The organism is Bordetella genomosp. 5 (assembly GCF_002261315.1).
Lineage (GTDB): Bacteria > Pseudomonadota > Gammaproteobacteria > Burkholderiales > Burkholderiaceae_B > Bordetella.
The window spans coordinates 76366-93808 of the sequence record NZ_NEVP01000009.1; the positions used below are offsets into that span (position 1 = coordinate 76366).

Genomic DNA, 17443 nt, shown 5'->3' on the forward strand with positions numbered 1-17443 from the left:
ATGGCGCCGGCGCGTGACGCAAGACGGCCTCCAGATGTTTTTCCTATGGCTGCATAGGAAAGCGGTATTTGAACCGGCAAACCGAAGTTCCTAGGATGACGATCCAAGCTGATCGCAGCCAATACAAGAACGCCTCGACGCGTTTATCCAAGGGAACACTATGCTGGTCGTCAACATTCCGCGCGCACTCTGCCAGGCTCTTTTGACCGGCGCCATCAGCGCAATCGCGTTGCCGGCCTCGGCGCAGGCCACCTTTCCCCAGCATCCGATACGCCTGGTCGTGCCGCAGTCGGCGGGTTCGGGCGGCGATGTGGTGGCGCGCCTGCTGAGCGAGAAGGCGGGCGCCGCCCTGGGTACCTCGATCGTGATCGAGAATAAGCCCGGTGCCAACGGTATCGTGGCGGCCTCGTCGGTGGCCAAGGCCGCGCCCGATGGCTATACGCTGATGCTGACCGGCGTGTCGCAGATGAGCTTCAATCCCAAGCTCTACAAGCAGCTGCCCTACGATCCGGACAAAGACTTCACCTATGTGGCGCCCGTGGTCGATACGCCCTTCGTGCTGGTGGCGGGCAAGGTCAGCCCTGACAAGACGATGGCGCAGATGCTGGCGCGGGCGAAGGCAGCGCCGGACACGATTACCTACGCCAGCGCCGGCGCCGGCAATTCCACGCATCTCTCGACCGAGATGATCGCGTCGGTGGCGGGCATCAAGCTCAAGCACGTGCCTTACAAGGGCTCCGGTCCGGCGCTGAATGCCGTGATCGGCGGGCAGGTGGACCTGATGACCAGCGTGCTGGGCTCGGCGCTGCCCCAGATCCAGGGCGGCAACGTGATTCCGCTGGCGGTGCTGGCGCCGCAGCGTGCCGCCGACCTGCCGCAGGTGCCGACGCTCAAGGAGGCGGGCGTCGACGCGCCCACCATGCCTGGCTGGTTCGCCGTGGTCGGGCCCGCCGGGCTCGACGGCGCCCTCGTCGCCCGGCTCAATGCAGCCTTCCAGCAGGCGATCGCGGATCCCGAGACCAACAAGAAGCTCAAGGACCTGTATTTCATTCCGCTGACCGGCTCGGCCGAGCAGATGCGCGATCGCGCCCTGGCCGATGCCAAGGTGTGGGGCGAGTTCATCGATCGCACCGGCGTGCGGGTCGACTGAGTATGGCGTCACGCTGGATGCGGTCGACCGCTACGTGGCGGGCGACTCCGTCGAACAGGGGCGTGTGTTGCGGGCCGGGATTACGCCGGAATGAGCGTCGTGTCGGAACCCGCCTGCCAGGTCACGCCACGCCAGGCGCCGCTGGTCACGAGCTCGTGCGCGACGTCGATCACGGCCTGATGGACATGGGTGCACACCACACTCTTTTCGTTCGAGAGCGACATGCACAGCGAAACCCTGCGGGAAAAGCCGGGCGAATCGATGCGGGTTGCGACGATGCGCTTGTCGGGCAGGCCGGCCAGCGCCGACCAGGGCAGCAGCGTCCAGCTCCTGCCGTTGGCGACCAACGCCAGCAGCACCGATACGGCGCTCGTCTCGACCACGAGGTTGACCGACAGCATGGCCTCGGCCAGCGTGCGCGCCATCAGCACCCGGATCGAGTTCGGAAAGCTGGGCAGCACGAGGGGCAGGTCGCACATCTGCGCCAGGCTCACCGAGCCGGTCTTGAGTTTCTTGCCCACCAGGTACACCTCTTCGACCAGCAACGGCGTGGTGGTCATGCGGGCCGGCTGGGGCTGCACGTCCATTGCGATCGCCAGATCCATGCGATGCAGCGACACCGCCACCGCGAGGTCGGCGCTGCTGCCCTCGATGATCTCGAGCAGCACGTCCGGATAGCGTCGCGCCACCTCCTCGATCAAGGGCACCGCCAGCACACGCGAGGTGCTGGTGGGCAAGCCGATGGTGACCTTGCCGGCCGGCGTGTCGCGACCGTGGCGCAGCGCCGACTTGGCCTCGTCGATCTGGCGCATCACCATCTTGGCGTGACGGTAGAGCAGCTTGCCGGCCTCGGTGGGGCGCACGCCGCCCGGGCCCCGCACCAGCAGCCGGGTCTCGAGCTCGGCCTCGAGATTCGCCACGTGCTGGCTGAGCGAGGGCTGCGCCACATGCAGGGTTTCGGCGGCGGCGGTGATGCTTTCGACCTCGACGATCCGGGTGAAGTACTTGAGTTGTCGCAGGTCCATATGTTTTCGCTATACCCAATTCGAATCCGCCTATTCAAACCCAGCGTGGCGGTGCTGGCGATCCGAACTATCCCGAGTTTTGCGGGGGCGCCCGGCGACATCGCCGAATCCTATGGCTGCCATGCCAATCCTTTTCGGGCATGGCCGCAAAGCCTGCCCGCTCTGACATTCAATCCGGATCAGCGCGTTCCGGTCCTCTGAAGGAAGTCTCGAAGTGCCACAGTCCTCCACCTCCGGCGCCTGGCGCGTCTCGCCCCAGCAATATGCGGCCCAGCGCCCCGCGGAATTCGCCGTGCCCGAGCCGAGCTCGCGCTATCTGCCCATGCGCGACGGCTGCCGGCTGGCGATCGACGTCTACCTGCCCGCACCGGCCGAGTCGGGCCGACGTTTTGCCACCATCGTCCTCTTCACGCCGTACTACCGCCGCTTCGCCCTGAAGGCCGGTGGCAGCGGCGAGCGCGCGCCCAACATTGCCAAGCTGCGCGACTACTTCGTGCCCCGCGGCTATGCCGTGGTGGTGATCGACGTGCGCGGCACGGGCGCGAGCTTCGGCACGCGTGACAGCTTTCGGTCGCCGCGCGAGCGCGAGGACAGCAAAGAGGTGGTCGACTGGATCGTCGCGCAGCCCTGGTCGAACGGCGTGGTCGGTGCCACCGGCATCTCTTACCTCGGCGCCGCGTCGGACTTCCTGGCCAGTACCCGCCACCCGGCCGTCAAGGCGATCGCGCCGCTGTTCTCGGTGTGGGATACCTACACGGACAACTACTATCCCGGCGGCATTCTGCTCAAGTCGCTGACACAGAGCTACGACGATCTGATGGTGGCGCTGGACCACGACCGGCGCGAGATGTTGCATCGCTTCGTGTATTACGCCAATCCGGATTTCGCGGGCCCGCAGCCGGTCGACGAAGATGCCGATGGCGTGCTGGTGCAGGCTGCGGTGCACGAGCATCTGGGCAATTTCCGTCAGACCGAGTTCATGCCGGAGTTCCGGTTCCGCGAAGACCCGCTGCCCTACGATCCGGATTTCAGCTCGGCGACGTTCAGCCCTTACAGCCTGGCGGCGCAGATCCCCGAGCACATCGCGGTGCTGTCCGTGTCGGGTTGGATGGACGGCGCGGGCTACATGAACGGCGCGATCTCGCGCTACCTCACCCTGGCCAAGAATCCCCGTCATCTGATGTTGGGCCCCTGGGACCACGGCGCGCGCATCGATGTGTCGCCCTGGCGAGAGACCATGATGGCCGAGCCGGTCTGGCTGGCCGAGGTGTTGCGCTTCTTCGATCATTACCTGCTGGGCTTGCCCACCGGCCTGGACGCGGAATCGCCGGTTCACTACTTCGCGCTGCATGCCGAGCAATGGCGCGAGGCGAGCCAGTGGCCGCCGGTGGCGGACGCCGGCGCGCTGCATCTGCGCGCGGACCAGACCCTGGGCGCGGCCGCGGGCGAAGGCCTGGATGATCATGTGGAACATCAGGTCGATTTCTCGATCGGCACGGGTGCCGAGACCCGCTACGAACGCATCGCGGCGATCAACAGCACGCAGTACTACACCGACTGGCAGGGCCGCACCGACCGCATGTGCAGCTTCACTTCGGCGCCGCTGGCCTGCGCGCAGGAGCTGGCGGGTCATCCCGTGGCGGAGCTCTGGGTGGCGTCGAGCGAGCGCGATGGTGCGCTGTTCGTCTACCTGAGCGAGATCGAGGCCGACGGCAGCGAGCGCTACGTGACGGAAGGGCTGCTTCGACTGCTGCATCGCCAGACGGCGCCGTGTCCGCCGACCTATCGCACCACGTGGCCGTTCCGGTCGTTCTCGCGGGCGCAGGCCCGGCCCATGCAGCCGGGCGTGTTCGAACCCGTGCGACTGGCGCTGTTGCCCACGGCCTGGCGGTTCTCGGCCGGCAGCCGCATTCGTGTGTCGATTGCCGGCGCCGACAAGGACCACTGCGGCCAAGTGCCGCACGGGCGGCCGCCGCGGCTCAGCATCGGCACCGGCGGCGACATGCGTTCGCAGCTCGTGCTGCCGCTGCGCGACGTGTCGCCGTGAGCGATTCCATTATCGCGCTCGCGTAGGCGCGCGGCGGGGCCTCGATCGCCGGGATTCAGACATGCGGTCCGGTGCGAGTGCAGGCAGGCATGCAGCGCGTTGGTGGCTCCAGGGGCGATGCTAAGATCGGATGCATTCGTCAACAACCGAAGGCCCTCGAGCGGGCCTTCTCTTGGAGCGACGGGCTTCTTTCATGAATGTCGAACTGATTCCCGCGGATTACGCGCCCTATGCCGCGCCGGGGCTGCCGCCGCTCTACGGACCGCGCCAGGGATGGTGCGTCTGGATGACGGCGCTGCCACTCACGCACCTGGCGCGCTTTCGCGCTGCCGGGTCGCCAGCGCCCTCGAAGGGATATGCGCGCGACGACCTGATCGCCGAGGCGGGCGAGGTGATCGCCTATTTCGAGAACGATGATGGCTCGTGCGATGCGCCCGAGCGCATGATGCTCGACGCGGCCCGCTGGCTGGTTGCCCACGATGCCGCGTTCCATCGCGCCGTGCGCGACACGCTGCTGGCCGACCTGCCGCGCCTGCGTGCGGAGCAGGACGGCATCGTGCTGCCCGACGACGCGTTCGTGTTGCCGCCCAAATGGGACGAAGCCACCCTCTACGGCTTGATACGCCTGAACAGCGTCGCGTTTCACGCTGTCGCCGGTGCGCCCTATATCGGCCTGGATTTTGGCTGCGTGTGGGACCCCGAGCACGGCTACGGCATGATGATGGCCGGCACCGATATCGTGGAAACGGGCGGCGCGGATGTCGGCGGTTTGTCGTGGATAGCCTCGCGCCATGCCGAGTCGATAAAGACGGCGCCCTGACGCTCCGCTCACGCCGCTTTTGCTCCTGCGCCTTACTCACTTTCTGGCGCCACGGCCTCGTGGCGCCGCGATGACGGATTGACCGATGCGAATTCACGTTGCGCTTCTCCTGTTGGCATTGAGTTCGCCGCTGGCTCACGCCGCCGCGCCGACATCGAGCGACGATGCGTTCGCTCGGGGCTACGCGGATTACCGGGCTGCCAACTACGCAGGTGCGCTCGAACACTGGCGCGCGCTCGCCGAGGCGGGGCATGCCAAGGCGCAGTACGGGCTGGGCCTGATGTACGCGAGCGGGCAGGGCGTGGAGAAGGACGAGGCGCAGGCGGTGCAGTGGCTGCGCCGCGCCGCCGAGCAATCGGAGGCCAACGCGCAGTTCAACCTGGCCGTGATGTACGCCAACGGGCGCGGCGTGGCGCAGGATTATGGGCAGGCCGCGCAGTGGTGCGAGAAGGCCGCGGCGCAAGGCAATGCGCAGGCTCAGACCATGCTGGGCCAGCTGTACAGCCGTGGACAGGGTGTCGCGCCTGACGATGCGAAGGCTTTGCAATGGTGGCGTAAGGCCGCCGAGCAGGGCCATGCCGAGGCTCAGTTTCTGCTGGGCGACCATTATTTCGATGACCGCTCCGGCGCCCGCGATGATGCGCAGGCGCAAAAGTGGTTCGCCCTCGCCGCCGCGCAGGGGCACGCGGAGGCGCAAAACAACCTGGGCACCATGTATGCCGAGGGCCAGGTCAAAAGCGGTCAGGACTACGGCAAGGCGGTCGAGTGGTTCAAGCGGGCGGCCGAGCAAGGGCTGGCCAAGGCGCAGATCAATCTTGGGGCGATGTACGTGGAAGGGCACGGCGTGCCCCGCGACGATGCCGCGGCCGCCGCCTGGTGGCGCAAGGCGGCCGACCAGGGCAACGCCGAAGCGCAGGACCTGCTGGGCGCCGCCTATCTCGCGGGACGCGGCGTGCCCGAAGATGCCGCGCAGGCCGCGACGTGGCTGCGCAAGGCCGCCGAGCAGGATCATGCGTCGGCCCAGGACATGCTCGGCATGCTTTATTACCAGGGGAAGGGCGTGCCGCAGGACCAGGACCAGGCCTTGCATTGGTTTCGCCGCGCCGCCGAGCAAGGCCTGGCGTCCGGGCAACTCCATCTCGGGCAGCAATACGATGAGGGCCGCGGCGTGCCACGCGACCTCGCGATCGCCCGGCAGTGGTACACGAAGGCGGCCGAGCAGGGGCATCCTTCGGCGCAGTTCAACCTGGCCGCGATCTATGCCAACGGCGACGGCGTGCCGGTGGACGATGCGCAGGCCATGCGTCTCATGAGGCTGGCGGCCGCGCAGGGACATCGCGAGGCCACGTTCAGCCTGGCGGTGCTGTACACCGAGGCCCGCGGCGCCCCGCGCAATTTCCCGGTTGCTTACGCGCTGGTGGCGGCGCTTCCTTCGCCGGACGCGCCGATGACGGAGTACCGCCAGCGGCTCTTCGTGGAGATGACGCCGGAGCAGCGTGAGCGGGCGCAGAAGCTTGCCGATGCGCTGCGCGCCGACGGGATCAACGAAGAGACGCTGCGCCGCATCGAGCGTTGATTGCGGGGCGAACGCCATGCCACCGAGCGGCTGGAAACGCGAAATTGCAGTCTGACACCTTAAAGGGGTGCGGCGCGGGATAGGATGTCTGCTCCAACAACGGGAGGCATCATGGATTGCTCAGTCGAAGGCAAGGTTGCGTTTGCGGATGGTCGTTCGTATCACTTCGCCACGGTGGACGCCGCGCTCGCGTTCGCCGAATGCGTGAAGGGCGGCGGCAGCCCCGGGCAGTGTGCCTCGCAGCATGGCAGCACCAGCCAGGTCAAGCTCGAAGACGTGGCGGCACAGGAAGAGGCCGAGCGCCGCGAGGACGAGGGGCCGCGCGCTTGAGGCGTGCGTAAGCTCTCCTGCACCTGCCAACGAGGGCATCGACTGTCCTGCTCGCACGCGCGTTCAGACCGCGCCGTGGTAGACGGCTTCGACGTTGTAGCCGTCGGGGTCGAGGATGAAGGCGCCGTAGTAGTTGGGGTGATACTTCGGGCGTACGCCGGGGCCGCCATTGTCACGGCCGCCCGCGGCGAGCGCTGCGCGATGGAAAGCGTCGACCTCATCGCGATTGCGCGCGCGAAACGCCACGTGCACGCGCGGCGTGCTGGGCGTGCCTTGATGGATCCAGAATTCGCCGCCCGGGTCGCCGGCGTCGTCGGCCTCGCCGGCCTCGCCAACGCCGAAGCCGGTGCCGGTCGGCAGCGTTTTGCGCGCGACGTAGCCCAACGGCGCGAGCGCGCTCAGGTAAAAAGCCCGGCTACGCTCGAAGTCGCTCACGTGAATTTCGAGATGGTCCAACATGTCGCCTGCTCCATAAGGAGGCCGCCACGGCCGATCAGGTCAGCATAGGCCCATAGGGAGGGCGACCAGGCTTCGATTTGCAACCGGGCGCGCGGCTCCGGGATACACGCATAAAGCCGTGGCGGGCGCGGTTGCCGCGCCCGCCACCACCACGACTTCGTTTCGTCAGCGCACCGCGAACCATGCGCCTTCGAGGCTGCCGTTCATGCCGCAGAAAGGCGGTCCGAAACCGTCGGGTGTCACGCCAGGGGGCGGCGTTTCGTGCGTGACGATCACGGCGCCGCGGCGAGTGAGCGTGAGCGTCCAGGGCTTGCCGTCCTGATAGGTGATCTTCAGCGTGTCGCCGGAGACCTCGGCCTTGCCGCTCAGATCGCAGACCCAGCGGCCGCTGTAGGGCCGGGCGGAGTTGGCCGCGACCTGCAACTGTCCGTCGGCGCCTTTCGTGATCTCGATTTCCCCTTCGACGTTGCGCCATTTGCCGACGAAGCCGGCGGCCGGCTTGGGGGCGATGGACTTCAGGAAGGCCAGGCGCGAACGCATGAGGGTCGTGATCGCCTCGAAAGGCGTGCTGTTCACGTAGGGCTCCTCGTAGGCGTTGTCGCGCACGCCGAGGAAATACTTTTGATCGGCGGTCAGGGCTTTGGCGGCTTCCGGGTCGAGCTGTTCGCGCACCGCCTTGTATTGCTTCGCGATGGCGGCATCCTGATCGCCCAGCTTCGAATTGCCGCAAAGGGACTTCTCGACCGGCGTGGCGGCCTTGGCGCAGTCGAACGAGGGGGCCGCCGCGGCACTGCCTGCCATGGCCAGTGATGCAACTAAGGCCAGATGACGAATCATGGGTGAAGCTCTCCGGAAAGAATGTGAAGCCGGTCAGGCGGGCACCGGCCGGCGCGTCGTGCAGCGCTGCGTGCGCGCCGACGTCGCCGTGGTTATGGCGGGGCGATCTCGTACCGGCCGATACAATAGCGGCCATTCGTAAGCGCATGTTTTCTGGTTGTGACAGGGCCCGACAGTGACAGTATTCCCCGACGATGACAGCACCCCGCGACGACGTGTCGCGCCGGATGCCGCGGCATGAAGGGCCGCCAGGAAGGAACGATCAAAAGCTGGAATGACGCCCGCGGGTTCGGCTTCATCGCGCCGGCCGAGGGCGGCAGGGCCGTGTTCGCGCATATTTCCGCCTTCGAATCCGGGCGGCCGCGGATGGCGCAGCGCGTGCGCTTCGTGGCCGAGACCAGTGCCGATGGCCGGTTGCGGGCGAGCAAGGTGCAGTTGCTCGATGTGGCCTTGCCTCCGGCGAGCGAGCGCATCCGTGCGGCGACCGGCCTCGATCGCACCAGCCAGCTCGTGCTTGCCCTCTTGGTGGCGTGTCTGGCCGCGGCGATCGGGCTGGGCGGTCTGCCCTGGTGGATTGCGCTGGTGTATGGCGGCCTGAGCGGGCTGACGTTTCTGGTGTACGCGGCCGATAAGTCGTCCGCCCGCGCCGGCGCACGGCGCATTTCAGAGAGCACGCTGCATCTGCTGGCGCTCGCGGGCGGCTGGCCCGGCGCGCTCGTGGCGCAGCAGGTGCTGCGCCACAAGTCATCCAAGACTTCATTCCTGGCGGTGTATTGGGCCACCGTTGCGCTGACTGCGCGGGCTGTGCGCTGCTGGTGCTGCCGGCGGGAAGGGCGTGGCTCTGGTCGTGGGCGCAGGCGCTGCCGTGACGCCTTCACGGCAATCACCGGCCCGGTGCGAGGTGTCTCGGAAAGAGTCGGAGCCGAGTCAATAAGGATGCAATGGAAGATCTGCTTCGACCGAGCGAGCCCATAAAAAAACCGGCCGCTGCGCAGCGGCCGGTTGGCTTCTGTCGTCGCGGGCAGGGCCCGCTCGTGCTTTAGAAGTCGATCTGCGCCGACAACAGGAACGTGCGCGGGGCGGCCGCGGTGGCGACGGTCAGCAGCGTGCTGCTGGAGAGCCAGTAGTTCTTGTTGAACAGGTTTTCGACGTTGGCGCGGAAGGTGACGGGCTTGCCCATCACTTCGGTGCGGTAGCGTGCGCCGAGGTCGTAGCGCGTCCACGAGGGCAGCGTGAGCGAGTTCTCGGCATCGTACGGCGACGAGGCGGTGTGGATGGCGCGCGCGTTGACGCTCAGGCCTTGCACGCCGGGGATGTCCCAGTCGACGCCGAGGTTGTAGGTGCGCTTGGGTACGCCCGGCGCGCGGTTGCCCTGGTTCAGGCCGCCGGCGGTTTCGGTCAGCTTGGCGTCGTAGAACGTGGCGCTGGCCATCACGCGCAGGCCCTTGGTGATCTCGCCGACGGCGGCGAGCTCCAGGCCGCGGTTGCGTTGTTCGCCGTCGAAGCTGTAGACGTTGGTGATCGGATCGGTCAGCGAGTTGGGGCGGTCGATCTGGAACACCGAGACGGTGGTCATGACCTTGCCCCAATCGACCTTCACACCGGCTTCGTACTGCTTGGACTTGTACGGTGCGAACACTTCGCCGGCGTTGGCCGCGGTCGCCGGTGCGGTGCCGCCGCGGGTCAGGCCCGAGGTGAAGTTGCCGTACAGCGCGACGTTTTCCCAGGGCTTGAGCACGATGCCGGCGATCGGCGAGACGGCGCTTTCGTCGTACGACGACGTCACGCTGCCGGCGGCATTGAAGTTGTCCAGCTTGACGTTCTGGTGGCGCAGGCCGCCGGTCAGCAGGATGCGGTCATTCGCGAACGACAGCGTGTCGGTGATCGCGAGGCTGGCCAGATCGGTCTCGGAGTTCTTCGTGCGCGCACCGCGATGGCCGGTCATGGGCGTGAGCTTGACCGGATCGTAGATGTTGGAGTTCTGCGCGGAGCTGGCCGGTGCCGACAGGAAGAAGCTGCCCGCTTCCATGGCCAGGATCGAGCCCGAGACGCTGAGCGTGTGTTTCACGCCGAAGGTGTCGAAGCGCGCGCGTGCGCCGATCTCGGCGGTCTTGTTGCGGGCATAGGCGTCGTACCAGGCGTTGGTCACGCGGAAGTTGCCGTGCTCGTCCAGGCCGTTGATCGTGCGCGCGGAGGGGAAGTCCTGCTCGGTGCCGCCGTAGCGATAGCCCGCGGCGCCGTAGACCATGAGGTTGTCGGCGATGTCGTACTCGATACGCGAGGCCACCACGGAGTCGTAGCTCAGCAGATCGGCGCCGTCATAGATGGCGCGATGGCCGGACGGGGCCGACGGCAGGTACGAAATGCCGGGGGCAAAGCCCGTTTGCGCACGGAAGTTGTCGAGGTTCTCGCGTTGCGAGTAGGCATCGAGCGACCAGCGCAGCTTGGGCGAGCGGTAGTCGAGCGCGACCGCGCCCATGCCCATGGCCTGGCGGCCGCCGTCGAGGCTGGTCTGGCCGTTGCGGTACTGGCCGTTGACGCGGATGCCCCATTGATTGTCGTCGCCGAAGCGGCGGCCCACGTCGAGCTGCGTGCCGAGCACGGACTTGCTTTCGTAGGTGGTGGTGAGGCGCGTGAGCGGCGTGTCGCCCGCGCGCTTGGTCACGATGTTGATGTTGCCGCCGATGCTGCCGGTCGGGCTGATGCCGTACATCAGCGTGCCCGGGCCCTTGAGCACTTCCACGCGTTCCATCAGCGCGGCGGGCATGCGGTTGCTGGACGTCAGGCCATACAGACCGTTCAGGCCGATATCGCCACTGGGCACGTTGAAGCCGCGGATCTGGAAGTCTTCGCTGAAGCTGCCCGTGGACGTCATGACGCGCACCGACGCCTCGTTCACGACCACGTCGGCCAAGGTGCGGGCCTGCTGGTCCTGCAGCATCTGCGAGGTGTAGTTGGTCGTGCTGACGGGGATGTCCATCACATCGCCCGTGCCGAGAATGCCGAGGTTGCCACCGCGTGCGACCTGGCCGCCGGCGTACGACTCGGGCAGTTCGTTGAGCAGCGGCGCGGACACGGTGACCGACGGCAGGGTCGACACATTCGCGGTCGGGGTCTGCGCCTGCGCGGCGCTGCTCGCGACGAGGCCCCAGAAGGCAGCGCTCAGTGCCGTGGCCAGGGCGGTTCGTCGGTGAGTGAAGGGGCTGGTGCGTGCGGACGCCGCGGCAACGTGCATGGTCAAGAATCCTGGGTGAGTGATGTGTTCACTAGCCATGACCCGCGAGATCGAAAAAGGGATCAGGATTCTCATTCTCATCGATGAAACAATATGTATCTGGCGGATGGCGTCGGACGGAACCCGCGGGCCCATGTCGTTACTCACCTGTATTCCGCCACGCCAGGTCCCGTCACCATGTCTCATCGTCGATCGAAGTTCTCCGCCCCCCGCTTCACGCCGCGGCCGCTGACGTTGGCGCTCGCCGCCGCGCTCAGCCTGGGCGCGGCTGCCACCCCGGCCAAGGCGGGCAATCTGCTGATCGGCGAGGGCGGCGACGGCGGCGCCGCCGACCTGTCGTCCTTGTATGTCGGGGGCGGTGGCGGCGGCGGCATTGGCGGCGGGGGCGGCGGGGGCGGCTATCTGAAAGCGGGTGGCCGAGGTGGCGACAGCCTCGTGGGCGGGGCCGGCGGCGCGGCGGTCATCGGCGTGGCGGCCACAGGCGGCAGCGGCGCCATCGGCGGCCGGGGGGGCGCTGGCACCCTGGCCGGCGGCGACGGCGCGCCATTGCTGAACCTCTCGGGAATGCCGCCCGATACCCACGCGGGCGCAGGCGGCGGTGATTGGTCCACCTATTCATTGCATGGCGGCGTCATTTCCAACCCGGTGGGGCAGTTCGACTACGTGGGGATAGGCGGCGGTGGCGGTGGCGGCGGCATCTCCGCAGGCAGCGCCGGGACATCGGGCACTTTCCTTGTCGACGTCGGTACCCTGAGCGTCAGTCGTTCGATGTTCGTGGGCGGCGCGGGCGGTGGTGAGGGCGGCGCGTACAACCTGCCGGCGACGGCGGGCGGCGATGGCGGCACCGGCGAGCTCAGCCTGCAACAGGCGCGGGTGTATGTCGACGGGAGTCTCTACATCGGGGGCGCGGGGGGCGGCGGCTTTGCCGGCGGGCGTGGCGGCATCGGCACCGTGACGCTGACCGCCGGTTCGACGCTGCAGGCCGGCGTGAGTGACCCGTCGGCCTCGATCGTGGTGGGCGGAGGCACCAACGGCGGCGCGGGCATTCTGAACGTAAGCCAGTCCACGGTGGCGATCTCCGGCGCCAACCAGCGCCTGTTGATTCAGAGCAACGGCGTACTGAACATCGGCAATGCCACACGCGCCGGGGCGACGTCGGGGGGCATCAGCACGTCCAACGCGATCACCAATCACGGTCAGATCAACTTCAATCAGCAGGACGCGGCCTACGAATTCTCGCCATCCATCGAGGGCTCCGGCTCGGTGACGGTAAATGGATTCGGCTATACGCGGCTGACCGGTACCAACGTCCACACCGGCGGCACGACCGTTCGGTCTGGCAGCGTGCTGCAGATCGGTAACGGCACGAGTGGCTCGGTCGCGGGTGACATCGTCAACCAAGGCAGCGTGGTGTTCCGTCGCACCGATAACGTGACGTATGCCGGCCAGATGAGTGGCGGCGGCCTGCTCGTGAAGGACCAGGGAGGCACACTCACGCTGACCGGCGATAACACCATGACCGGAGGCATCCGCATCGATGGCGGTACGCTGGCGCTGGCGGGGACCGGCGCGCGCCTGGGCTCGGCAATATCCACGCTCGACACGGCCTACACGGCGTCGTCCAACCTGGCCTTGTCGGACGGCGCCGCTCTCACGACGAGCAGCGCGTTCATCGGCCGGCAGGCGGGCGCGTCGTTGCTAAGCGCCATTACCGTGGAGGGTCTGCTCACGACGTGGAACACGCAGAGCCTGGTGCTGGGCCATGCGAGCGCCGGTGAGTTGACCATTCGGTCGCGCGGTCGCGTTCAGGGCGGTAACGCCATCATCGGAGACACGGCCCGCGGCACCGTTTCCATCGAAGGATCGGGATCCTCGCTGGAAATGGCCAACACGTTTGTCATCGGAAACGTGCCAAACAGCGTGGGCACGGTGAACCTGCGCAATGGCGCAACCCTCCAGACGAGCGTTCTGCGCATGGGTGCGAACGGAGGCGCAGGGCATCTGACCCTGACACGTTCCGGCGCCGGCGACGCGCCGGTCGTGTTGGCCTCTCAGATCATCAGGCAGGGCGGCGCGAGCGCCGCCACGATCGACGTCGACGGCGGCATCTTCCGGGTGCTGTCCGCGCAGCCCCTGTTTTCGGGGTTCTCCGCCGGAGACATCACGATCGGCGCCGGCGGCATGACCCTCGACAATAACGGCCGGACCGACGTGCATATCGCGACGCCGCTTGCCGGTGCGGGCCGGCTCACGCTGGTCGGCGGCGGCTCTTTCAGCCTGACCCTGCCCAACACGCACACCGGCGGCACGTCGGTGGAAGACGCTGCGCTGGTCGTCTGGGGCGCAAATCTACTCGGTCCGGGCAACCTGACGGTGCAGGGCAGCGGGATCGTGGACCTGCGTGATTCGCAGAACGTGAGCTCGCTGGCCGGGACGGGTGCGATCTTCGGTTCGGCGGCCAACCTGCTCACGGTGGGCAGCGACAACACCTCCTCCACGTTTTCGGGGCAGATCAACGGCGTATCCAGCCTGCGCAAGGTGGGCACGGGCACGCTCACGCTGTCGGGCACGAACGCGTATGTGGGCAGCACTGCCGTCGACGCGGGCACGCTGTATGTCAGTGGCTCGGCGGCACAATCCAGCTTCACGATCGGCAACGGCGCCACGCTGTCGGGTACCGGGCGCGTGGGCAGCATCACGGCGCAATTGGGTGGCACGCTCGATCCCGGGGCGGCAAACGCCAACCTGCGCGTCGACGGCTCGCTGAGTCTGCTGCCCGGCAGCACGCTGGTGCACACCCTGGGCGCGGCAGGCACCACGCCCTCGCTGGGCGCAAGCTCGCATCTGGCGGTGGCCGGCAACGTATCGCTCAACGGCACCCTCGCGTTGCGGGATCCGGCGGCTTTGGCAGGGCCGGGCTACTACCGGCTCATCAGCTACGGCGGCAGCCTGCTGGCCGACAACCTGACCGTTCCGGGCACCTTCGCGGGACAACCGCTGAGCGTGGTGAGCAGTCTGCCGGGCTTCATCGACCTGCGCCTGGGCAGCGTGGGCTCCGATCAACTGCAAACCTGGTCGGGCGGCAGTGGCACATGGAGCGACACGTCGCTGCAATGGACAAACGAGAATGGCAATGTGGCCCAGCCCTGGGGTGCCAAGACCGCGGTGTTCAACGCGGCGGGTGGCGGCACGATCACGGTCGAGGGCAACCAGGCCTTCGATAGCCTGCAGTTCGTGGCCGATGGCTATCGGCTCGAGAGCGCCGTGCACGGCAACGGCACGCTGGGCGGCCTCGATGTGCGTGCCAGCGGCGGCGCGGTCTCCGTGCTGGCGGGCGTGAGCGCCGATATCGGCGCGGTGATCGGGGGCGCGGGTGGCCTCGACAAGACCGGAGACGGCACGCTGGTGCTGTCCGGCTCGAACATCTATCAGGGCGAGACGCGCCTGTCCGGCGGCACGCTGGCCGTGGCGAGCGATGCCAGCCTCGGGACGGCGGGGGCGTTGCGATTCGAGGGGGGCGCGCTGCGCATTCTCGGCAATCAATATGCCTCGACCGGCCGCGCCATGCACTGGAGCGCGGTGGGCGGCGGATTCGACGTCGACGATGCCTCGCACACCTTCACGGTCGGGCAGGATCTCGTCGGCGGAGGCAACCTCGTCAAGCGCGGCGCGGGCACCCTGATGTTGACTGGCGCGAACAGCTACGGCAACACGGTGATCGAGGCCGGCACGCTGGTGGGCAACGCCGACAGCATCAGTGGCGCGGTGGCCAACGACGGCACTGTGATTTTCGACCAGAGCAGCAACGCGATACGCACGAACGACGTGCTCGGCGCAGGCACGTTCAGCAAGCGCGGCATGGGCACGCTGCTGCTGCAGGGCGATGCGCGCCAGCAGTCGTGGCGCGTCGAGGCGGGCGAGCTCGGCGTCATTGCCAACCGCTTCGCGGGCAACGCCGATCTCTCGGCCGGCGCGACGCTGCGCCTGGACGGCGCGATCGATGCCACCTACGCCGACCGCATCACAGGCAGCGGCACGCTACTGAAGCAGGGCGCGGGCGGGCTTGCGCTCACGGGCGACAGCAGCAGCTTCGCCGGCCACACCGACGTGCAGGCGGGCACCCTGAGCGTGGGCATTGCGGGCGCCGGCAAGCTGGGCGGCACGCTCGCCATCGGCGACGGCGCGACGTTGCAAGGCACGGGCCAGGTCGGGTCCACCACGCTGATGAGCGGCGCCACCATCGCACCGGGCAACTCGATCGGCACCCTGACCGTGGCGGGAGACCTGACGTTCGCGCCGGGATCGACCTATCGCGTCGAAGCGGATCCCGCATCGAGCCTCAGCGATCGTATCGATGTGAGCGGCACGGCGCGGCTTGCCGGTTCTGTCGTGCATGTGGGCACGGCGGGCGGGTTCTCGTCGACGCAGCGCTATACCATTCTCACAGCCAACCAGATCCAGGGCACGTTCTCGACGGTGGCGTCGGACTACGCGTTCCTGACGCCGGCGCTGGCCTATGACGCTCAGCAGGTGACGCTGGAGCTCGCGCGCAAGCAGGTCGATGGCGGCTCACCCAATCCCCCGAACCCCACCGAGCCGGGCGCGCCGCCGACGCCGACCGAGCCCGGTGTGCCCACCAACCCGGGCAACCCCACCGAGCCGGGCACGCCCCGGCCGCCGACGCGTCCCATCGCATTCGCCGATGCGGCGATCAGCGGCAATCAGCGCGCCACGGCCCGCGCGTTGGACACGCTGCCCACGGGCAGCGCGCTGCACGAGTACATCCTGACCCTGCCCAACGGTGCGCCGCCCGCGGTGTTCGACAGCCTGTCGGGCGAGGCGCATGCCGGGATCGCCGGCACGTTGATGGGTCTGGGTTCGACGGTGCGCAGCGTGCCGCTCAATCGGCTGCGCGCCAATCTGAATGCCGGCATGCGGGCGGGCGCGCCGATGGCGCAGGCAGGCTCGGCCGCCATGCCGGCGTCCGGGCTTCCGGCGTCCAACGCGCTGCCGGCCTGGGCGGAGCTCGTCGGCAATTGGCAAACGATCTCGGGCAACGACAACAACGCCGAAGTGCGTCAGCGCACCACGGGCGTGTTCATCGGCACGGACCAGCCGGTGGGCAACGGCTGGCGCGTGGGCGGCGCGCTGGGCTACACCGATGGCAAATCGCGGGTGGACGGCCGGGCTTCGCAGGCCGATGTGTCGAGCTACAGTGCCGCGCTCTACGGCGGCAAGTCGTTCGAGGCAGGCCGGGGCCGCCTGAACGTGATGGCCGGCGCGGCCTACACCTGGCACGACATCAGCACCGAACGCACGACGAGCGTGGCCGGCGCCACCGAAAAGCTGAGCGCGGATTACGGCGCGAGCACGGCGCAGGTGTTCACCGAACTGGGCTACGAGATCGCCGTGTCCGACCGTGCCAGCGTCGAGCCGTTCGTCGGCGTGTCGTACAGCGATCTGCGCACGCGCGGCTTCAACGAATCCGGCGGCCTCGCCGCGCTGAGCGGCCGCGGCGAGAGCCAGGATCAGGTGGCGAGCACCGTCGGTCTGCGTGGCCGCACGACATTCAAGCTGGGGAGCACCGAAGGCACGCTGCGCGGATCGCTGGGCTGGCGCCACGCCTTCGGCGATGTCACGCCGCAGACCACGATGGCCTTCGATGGCAGCCAGGCCTTTACGGTGGCAGGCGCGCCGATCGCACGCGACGCGGCCATCGTCGAGTTCGGCGCGGACGTCGCCGTATCGCGCGCCGCCACCATAGGCGTGTCGTACTCGGGCCAATACGGCAACGGCAGCCGCGAACACGCCGGCTCCCTCAACCTCCGCTGGAGATATTGAGCGGCCGGCGATCCGCGGGCCGGCGGACCGGGAGCTGTCCGGCTGCCGTGATCCCCGCGGCGGGACAATTGGCAACATATCTACGAACAGTTTCATGGCACGATGACTTCGTGACCGTCGCGA

General features: G+C 67.9%; 11 protein-coding genes. 7 read left to right on the forward strand and 4 right to left on the reverse strand.

All coding sequences use genetic code 11. From position 1 onward, the window contains the following. Positions 1 to 160: 160 nt before the first annotated feature. On the forward strand, positions 161 to 1150 hold the full coding sequence (locus tag CAL25_RS14860) for a Bug family tripartite tricarboxylate transporter substrate binding protein (RefSeq protein ID WP_094801367.1): 990 nt from the start codon (positions 161 to 163) through the stop codon (positions 1148 to 1150). Positions 1151 to 1230: 80 nt separating this feature from the next. On the opposite strand, the gene CAL25_RS14865 is transcribed toward CAL25_RS14860, so the two are convergent. Further along, entirely contained in the window at positions 1231 to 2175 is a 945-nt protein-coding gene (locus CAL25_RS14865) for a LysR substrate-binding domain-containing protein (protein ID WP_094801369.1), read from the reverse strand. A gap of 214 nt (positions 2176 to 2389) precedes the next feature. Here CAL25_RS14865 and CAL25_RS14870 point away from each other — a divergent pair, with 214 nt between their 5' ends. From CAL25_RS14870 to CAL25_RS14885, 4 genes are all read left to right on the forward strand, one after another. Further along, positions 2390 to 4222: a CocE/NonD family hydrolase gene (locus tag CAL25_RS14870; protein WP_094801370.1), complete on the forward strand. Its 1833-nt coding sequence runs from the start codon at positions 2390 to 2392 to the stop codon at positions 4220 to 4222. Positions 4223 to 4415: 193 nt separating this feature from the next. After that, the gene (locus CAL25_RS14875) at positions 4416 to 5042 is read left to right on the forward strand and encodes a DUF6985 domain-containing protein (RefSeq protein WP_249279098.1); all 627 of its coding nucleotides are present in this window, start codon (positions 4416 to 4418) and stop codon (positions 5040 to 5042) included. An 85-nt stretch (positions 5043 to 5127) separates the two neighbouring features. Further along, entirely contained in the window at positions 5128 to 6618 is a 1491-nt protein-coding gene (locus CAL25_RS14880; RefSeq protein ID WP_094801372.1) for a tetratricopeptide repeat protein, read from the forward strand. A 111-nt stretch (positions 6619 to 6729) separates the two neighbouring features. After that, a complete protein-coding gene (locus CAL25_RS14885; protein ID WP_094801374.1) occupies positions 6730 to 6948 on the forward strand; it encodes a hypothetical protein in 219 nt (72 codons plus the stop codon). 63 nt (positions 6949 to 7011) lie between these two features. On the opposite strand, the gene CAL25_RS14890 is transcribed toward CAL25_RS14885, so the two are convergent. Beyond that, the gene (locus tag CAL25_RS14890; protein ID WP_094801376.1) at positions 7012 to 7407 is read right to left on the reverse strand and encodes a VOC family protein; all 396 of its coding nucleotides are present in this window, start codon (positions 7405 to 7407) and stop codon (positions 7012 to 7014) included. 165 nt (positions 7408 to 7572) lie between these two features. Beyond that, positions 7573 to 8244, reverse strand: a complete 672-nt coding sequence (locus CAL25_RS14895) for a lysozyme inhibitor LprI family protein (protein WP_094801378.1) — start codon at positions 8242 to 8244, stop codon at positions 7573 to 7575. 237 nt (positions 8245 to 8481) lie between these two features. On the opposite strand from CAL25_RS14895, the gene CAL25_RS14900 reads away from it, so the two are divergent. Continuing rightward, positions 8482 to 9219 carry a DUF1294 domain-containing protein gene (locus tag CAL25_RS14900; protein ID WP_094801380.1) on the forward strand — a complete coding sequence of 246 codons (738 nt, stop codon included), beginning with the start codon at positions 8482 to 8484 and terminating at the stop codon, positions 9217 to 9219. 64 nt (positions 9220 to 9283) lie between these two features. Here the strand turns inward: CAL25_RS14900 and CAL25_RS14905 are convergent, their stop codons facing one another. Next, a complete protein-coding gene (locus tag CAL25_RS14905) occupies positions 9284 to 11479 on the reverse strand; it encodes a TonB-dependent receptor (protein ID WP_170948505.1) in 2196 nt (731 codons plus the stop codon). Positions 11480 to 11656: 177 nt separating this feature from the next. On the opposite strand from CAL25_RS14905, the gene CAL25_RS14910 reads away from it, so the two are divergent. Beyond that, positions 11657 to 17320 carry an autotransporter domain-containing protein gene (locus tag CAL25_RS14910; RefSeq protein ID WP_141217937.1) on the forward strand — a complete coding sequence of 1888 codons (5664 nt, stop codon included), beginning with the start codon at positions 11657 to 11659 and terminating at the stop codon, positions 17318 to 17320. The last annotated feature ends 123 nt before the right edge of the window (positions 17321 to 17443 follow it).

What these genes read in the sequence shown, in the direction of transcription:
- CAL25_RS14860 (WP_094801367.1), top strand. Translation starts at nt 161, where the DNA reads ATGCTGGTCGTCAACATTCCGCGCGCACTCTGCCAGGCTCTTTTGACC.
- CAL25_RS14865 (WP_094801369.1), bottom strand. Translation starts at nt 2,175, where the DNA reads ATGGACCTGCGACAACTCAAGTACTTCACCCGGATCGTCGAGGTCGAA.
- CAL25_RS14875 (WP_249279098.1), top strand. Translation starts at nt 4,416, where the DNA reads ATGAATGTCGAACTGATTCCCGCGGATTACGCGCCCTATGCCGCGCCG.
- CAL25_RS14880 (WP_094801372.1), top strand. Translation starts at nt 5,128, where the DNA reads ATGCGAATTCACGTTGCGCTTCTCCTGTTGGCATTGAGTTCGCCGCTG.
- CAL25_RS14885 (WP_094801374.1), top strand. Translation starts at nt 6,730, where the DNA reads ATGGATTGCTCAGTCGAAGGCAAGGTTGCGTTTGCGGATGGTCGTTCG.
- CAL25_RS14890 (WP_094801376.1), bottom strand. Translation starts at nt 7,407, where the DNA reads ATGTTGGACCATCTCGAAATTCACGTGAGCGACTTCGAGCGTAGCCGG.
- CAL25_RS14895 (WP_094801378.1), bottom strand. Translation starts at nt 8,244, where the DNA reads ATGATTCGTCATCTGGCCTTAGTTGCATCACTGGCCATGGCAGGCAGT.
- CAL25_RS14900 (WP_094801380.1), top strand. Translation starts at nt 8,482, where the DNA reads ATGAAGGGCCGCCAGGAAGGAACGATCAAAAGCTGGAATGACGCCCGC.
- CAL25_RS14905 (WP_170948505.1), bottom strand. Translation starts at nt 11,479, where the DNA reads ATGCACGTTGCCGCGGCGTCCGCACGCACCAGCCCCTTCACTCACCGA.
- CAL25_RS14910 (WP_141217937.1), top strand. Translation starts at nt 11,657, where the DNA reads ATGTCTCATCGTCGATCGAAGTTCTCCGCCCCCCGCTTCACGCCGCGG.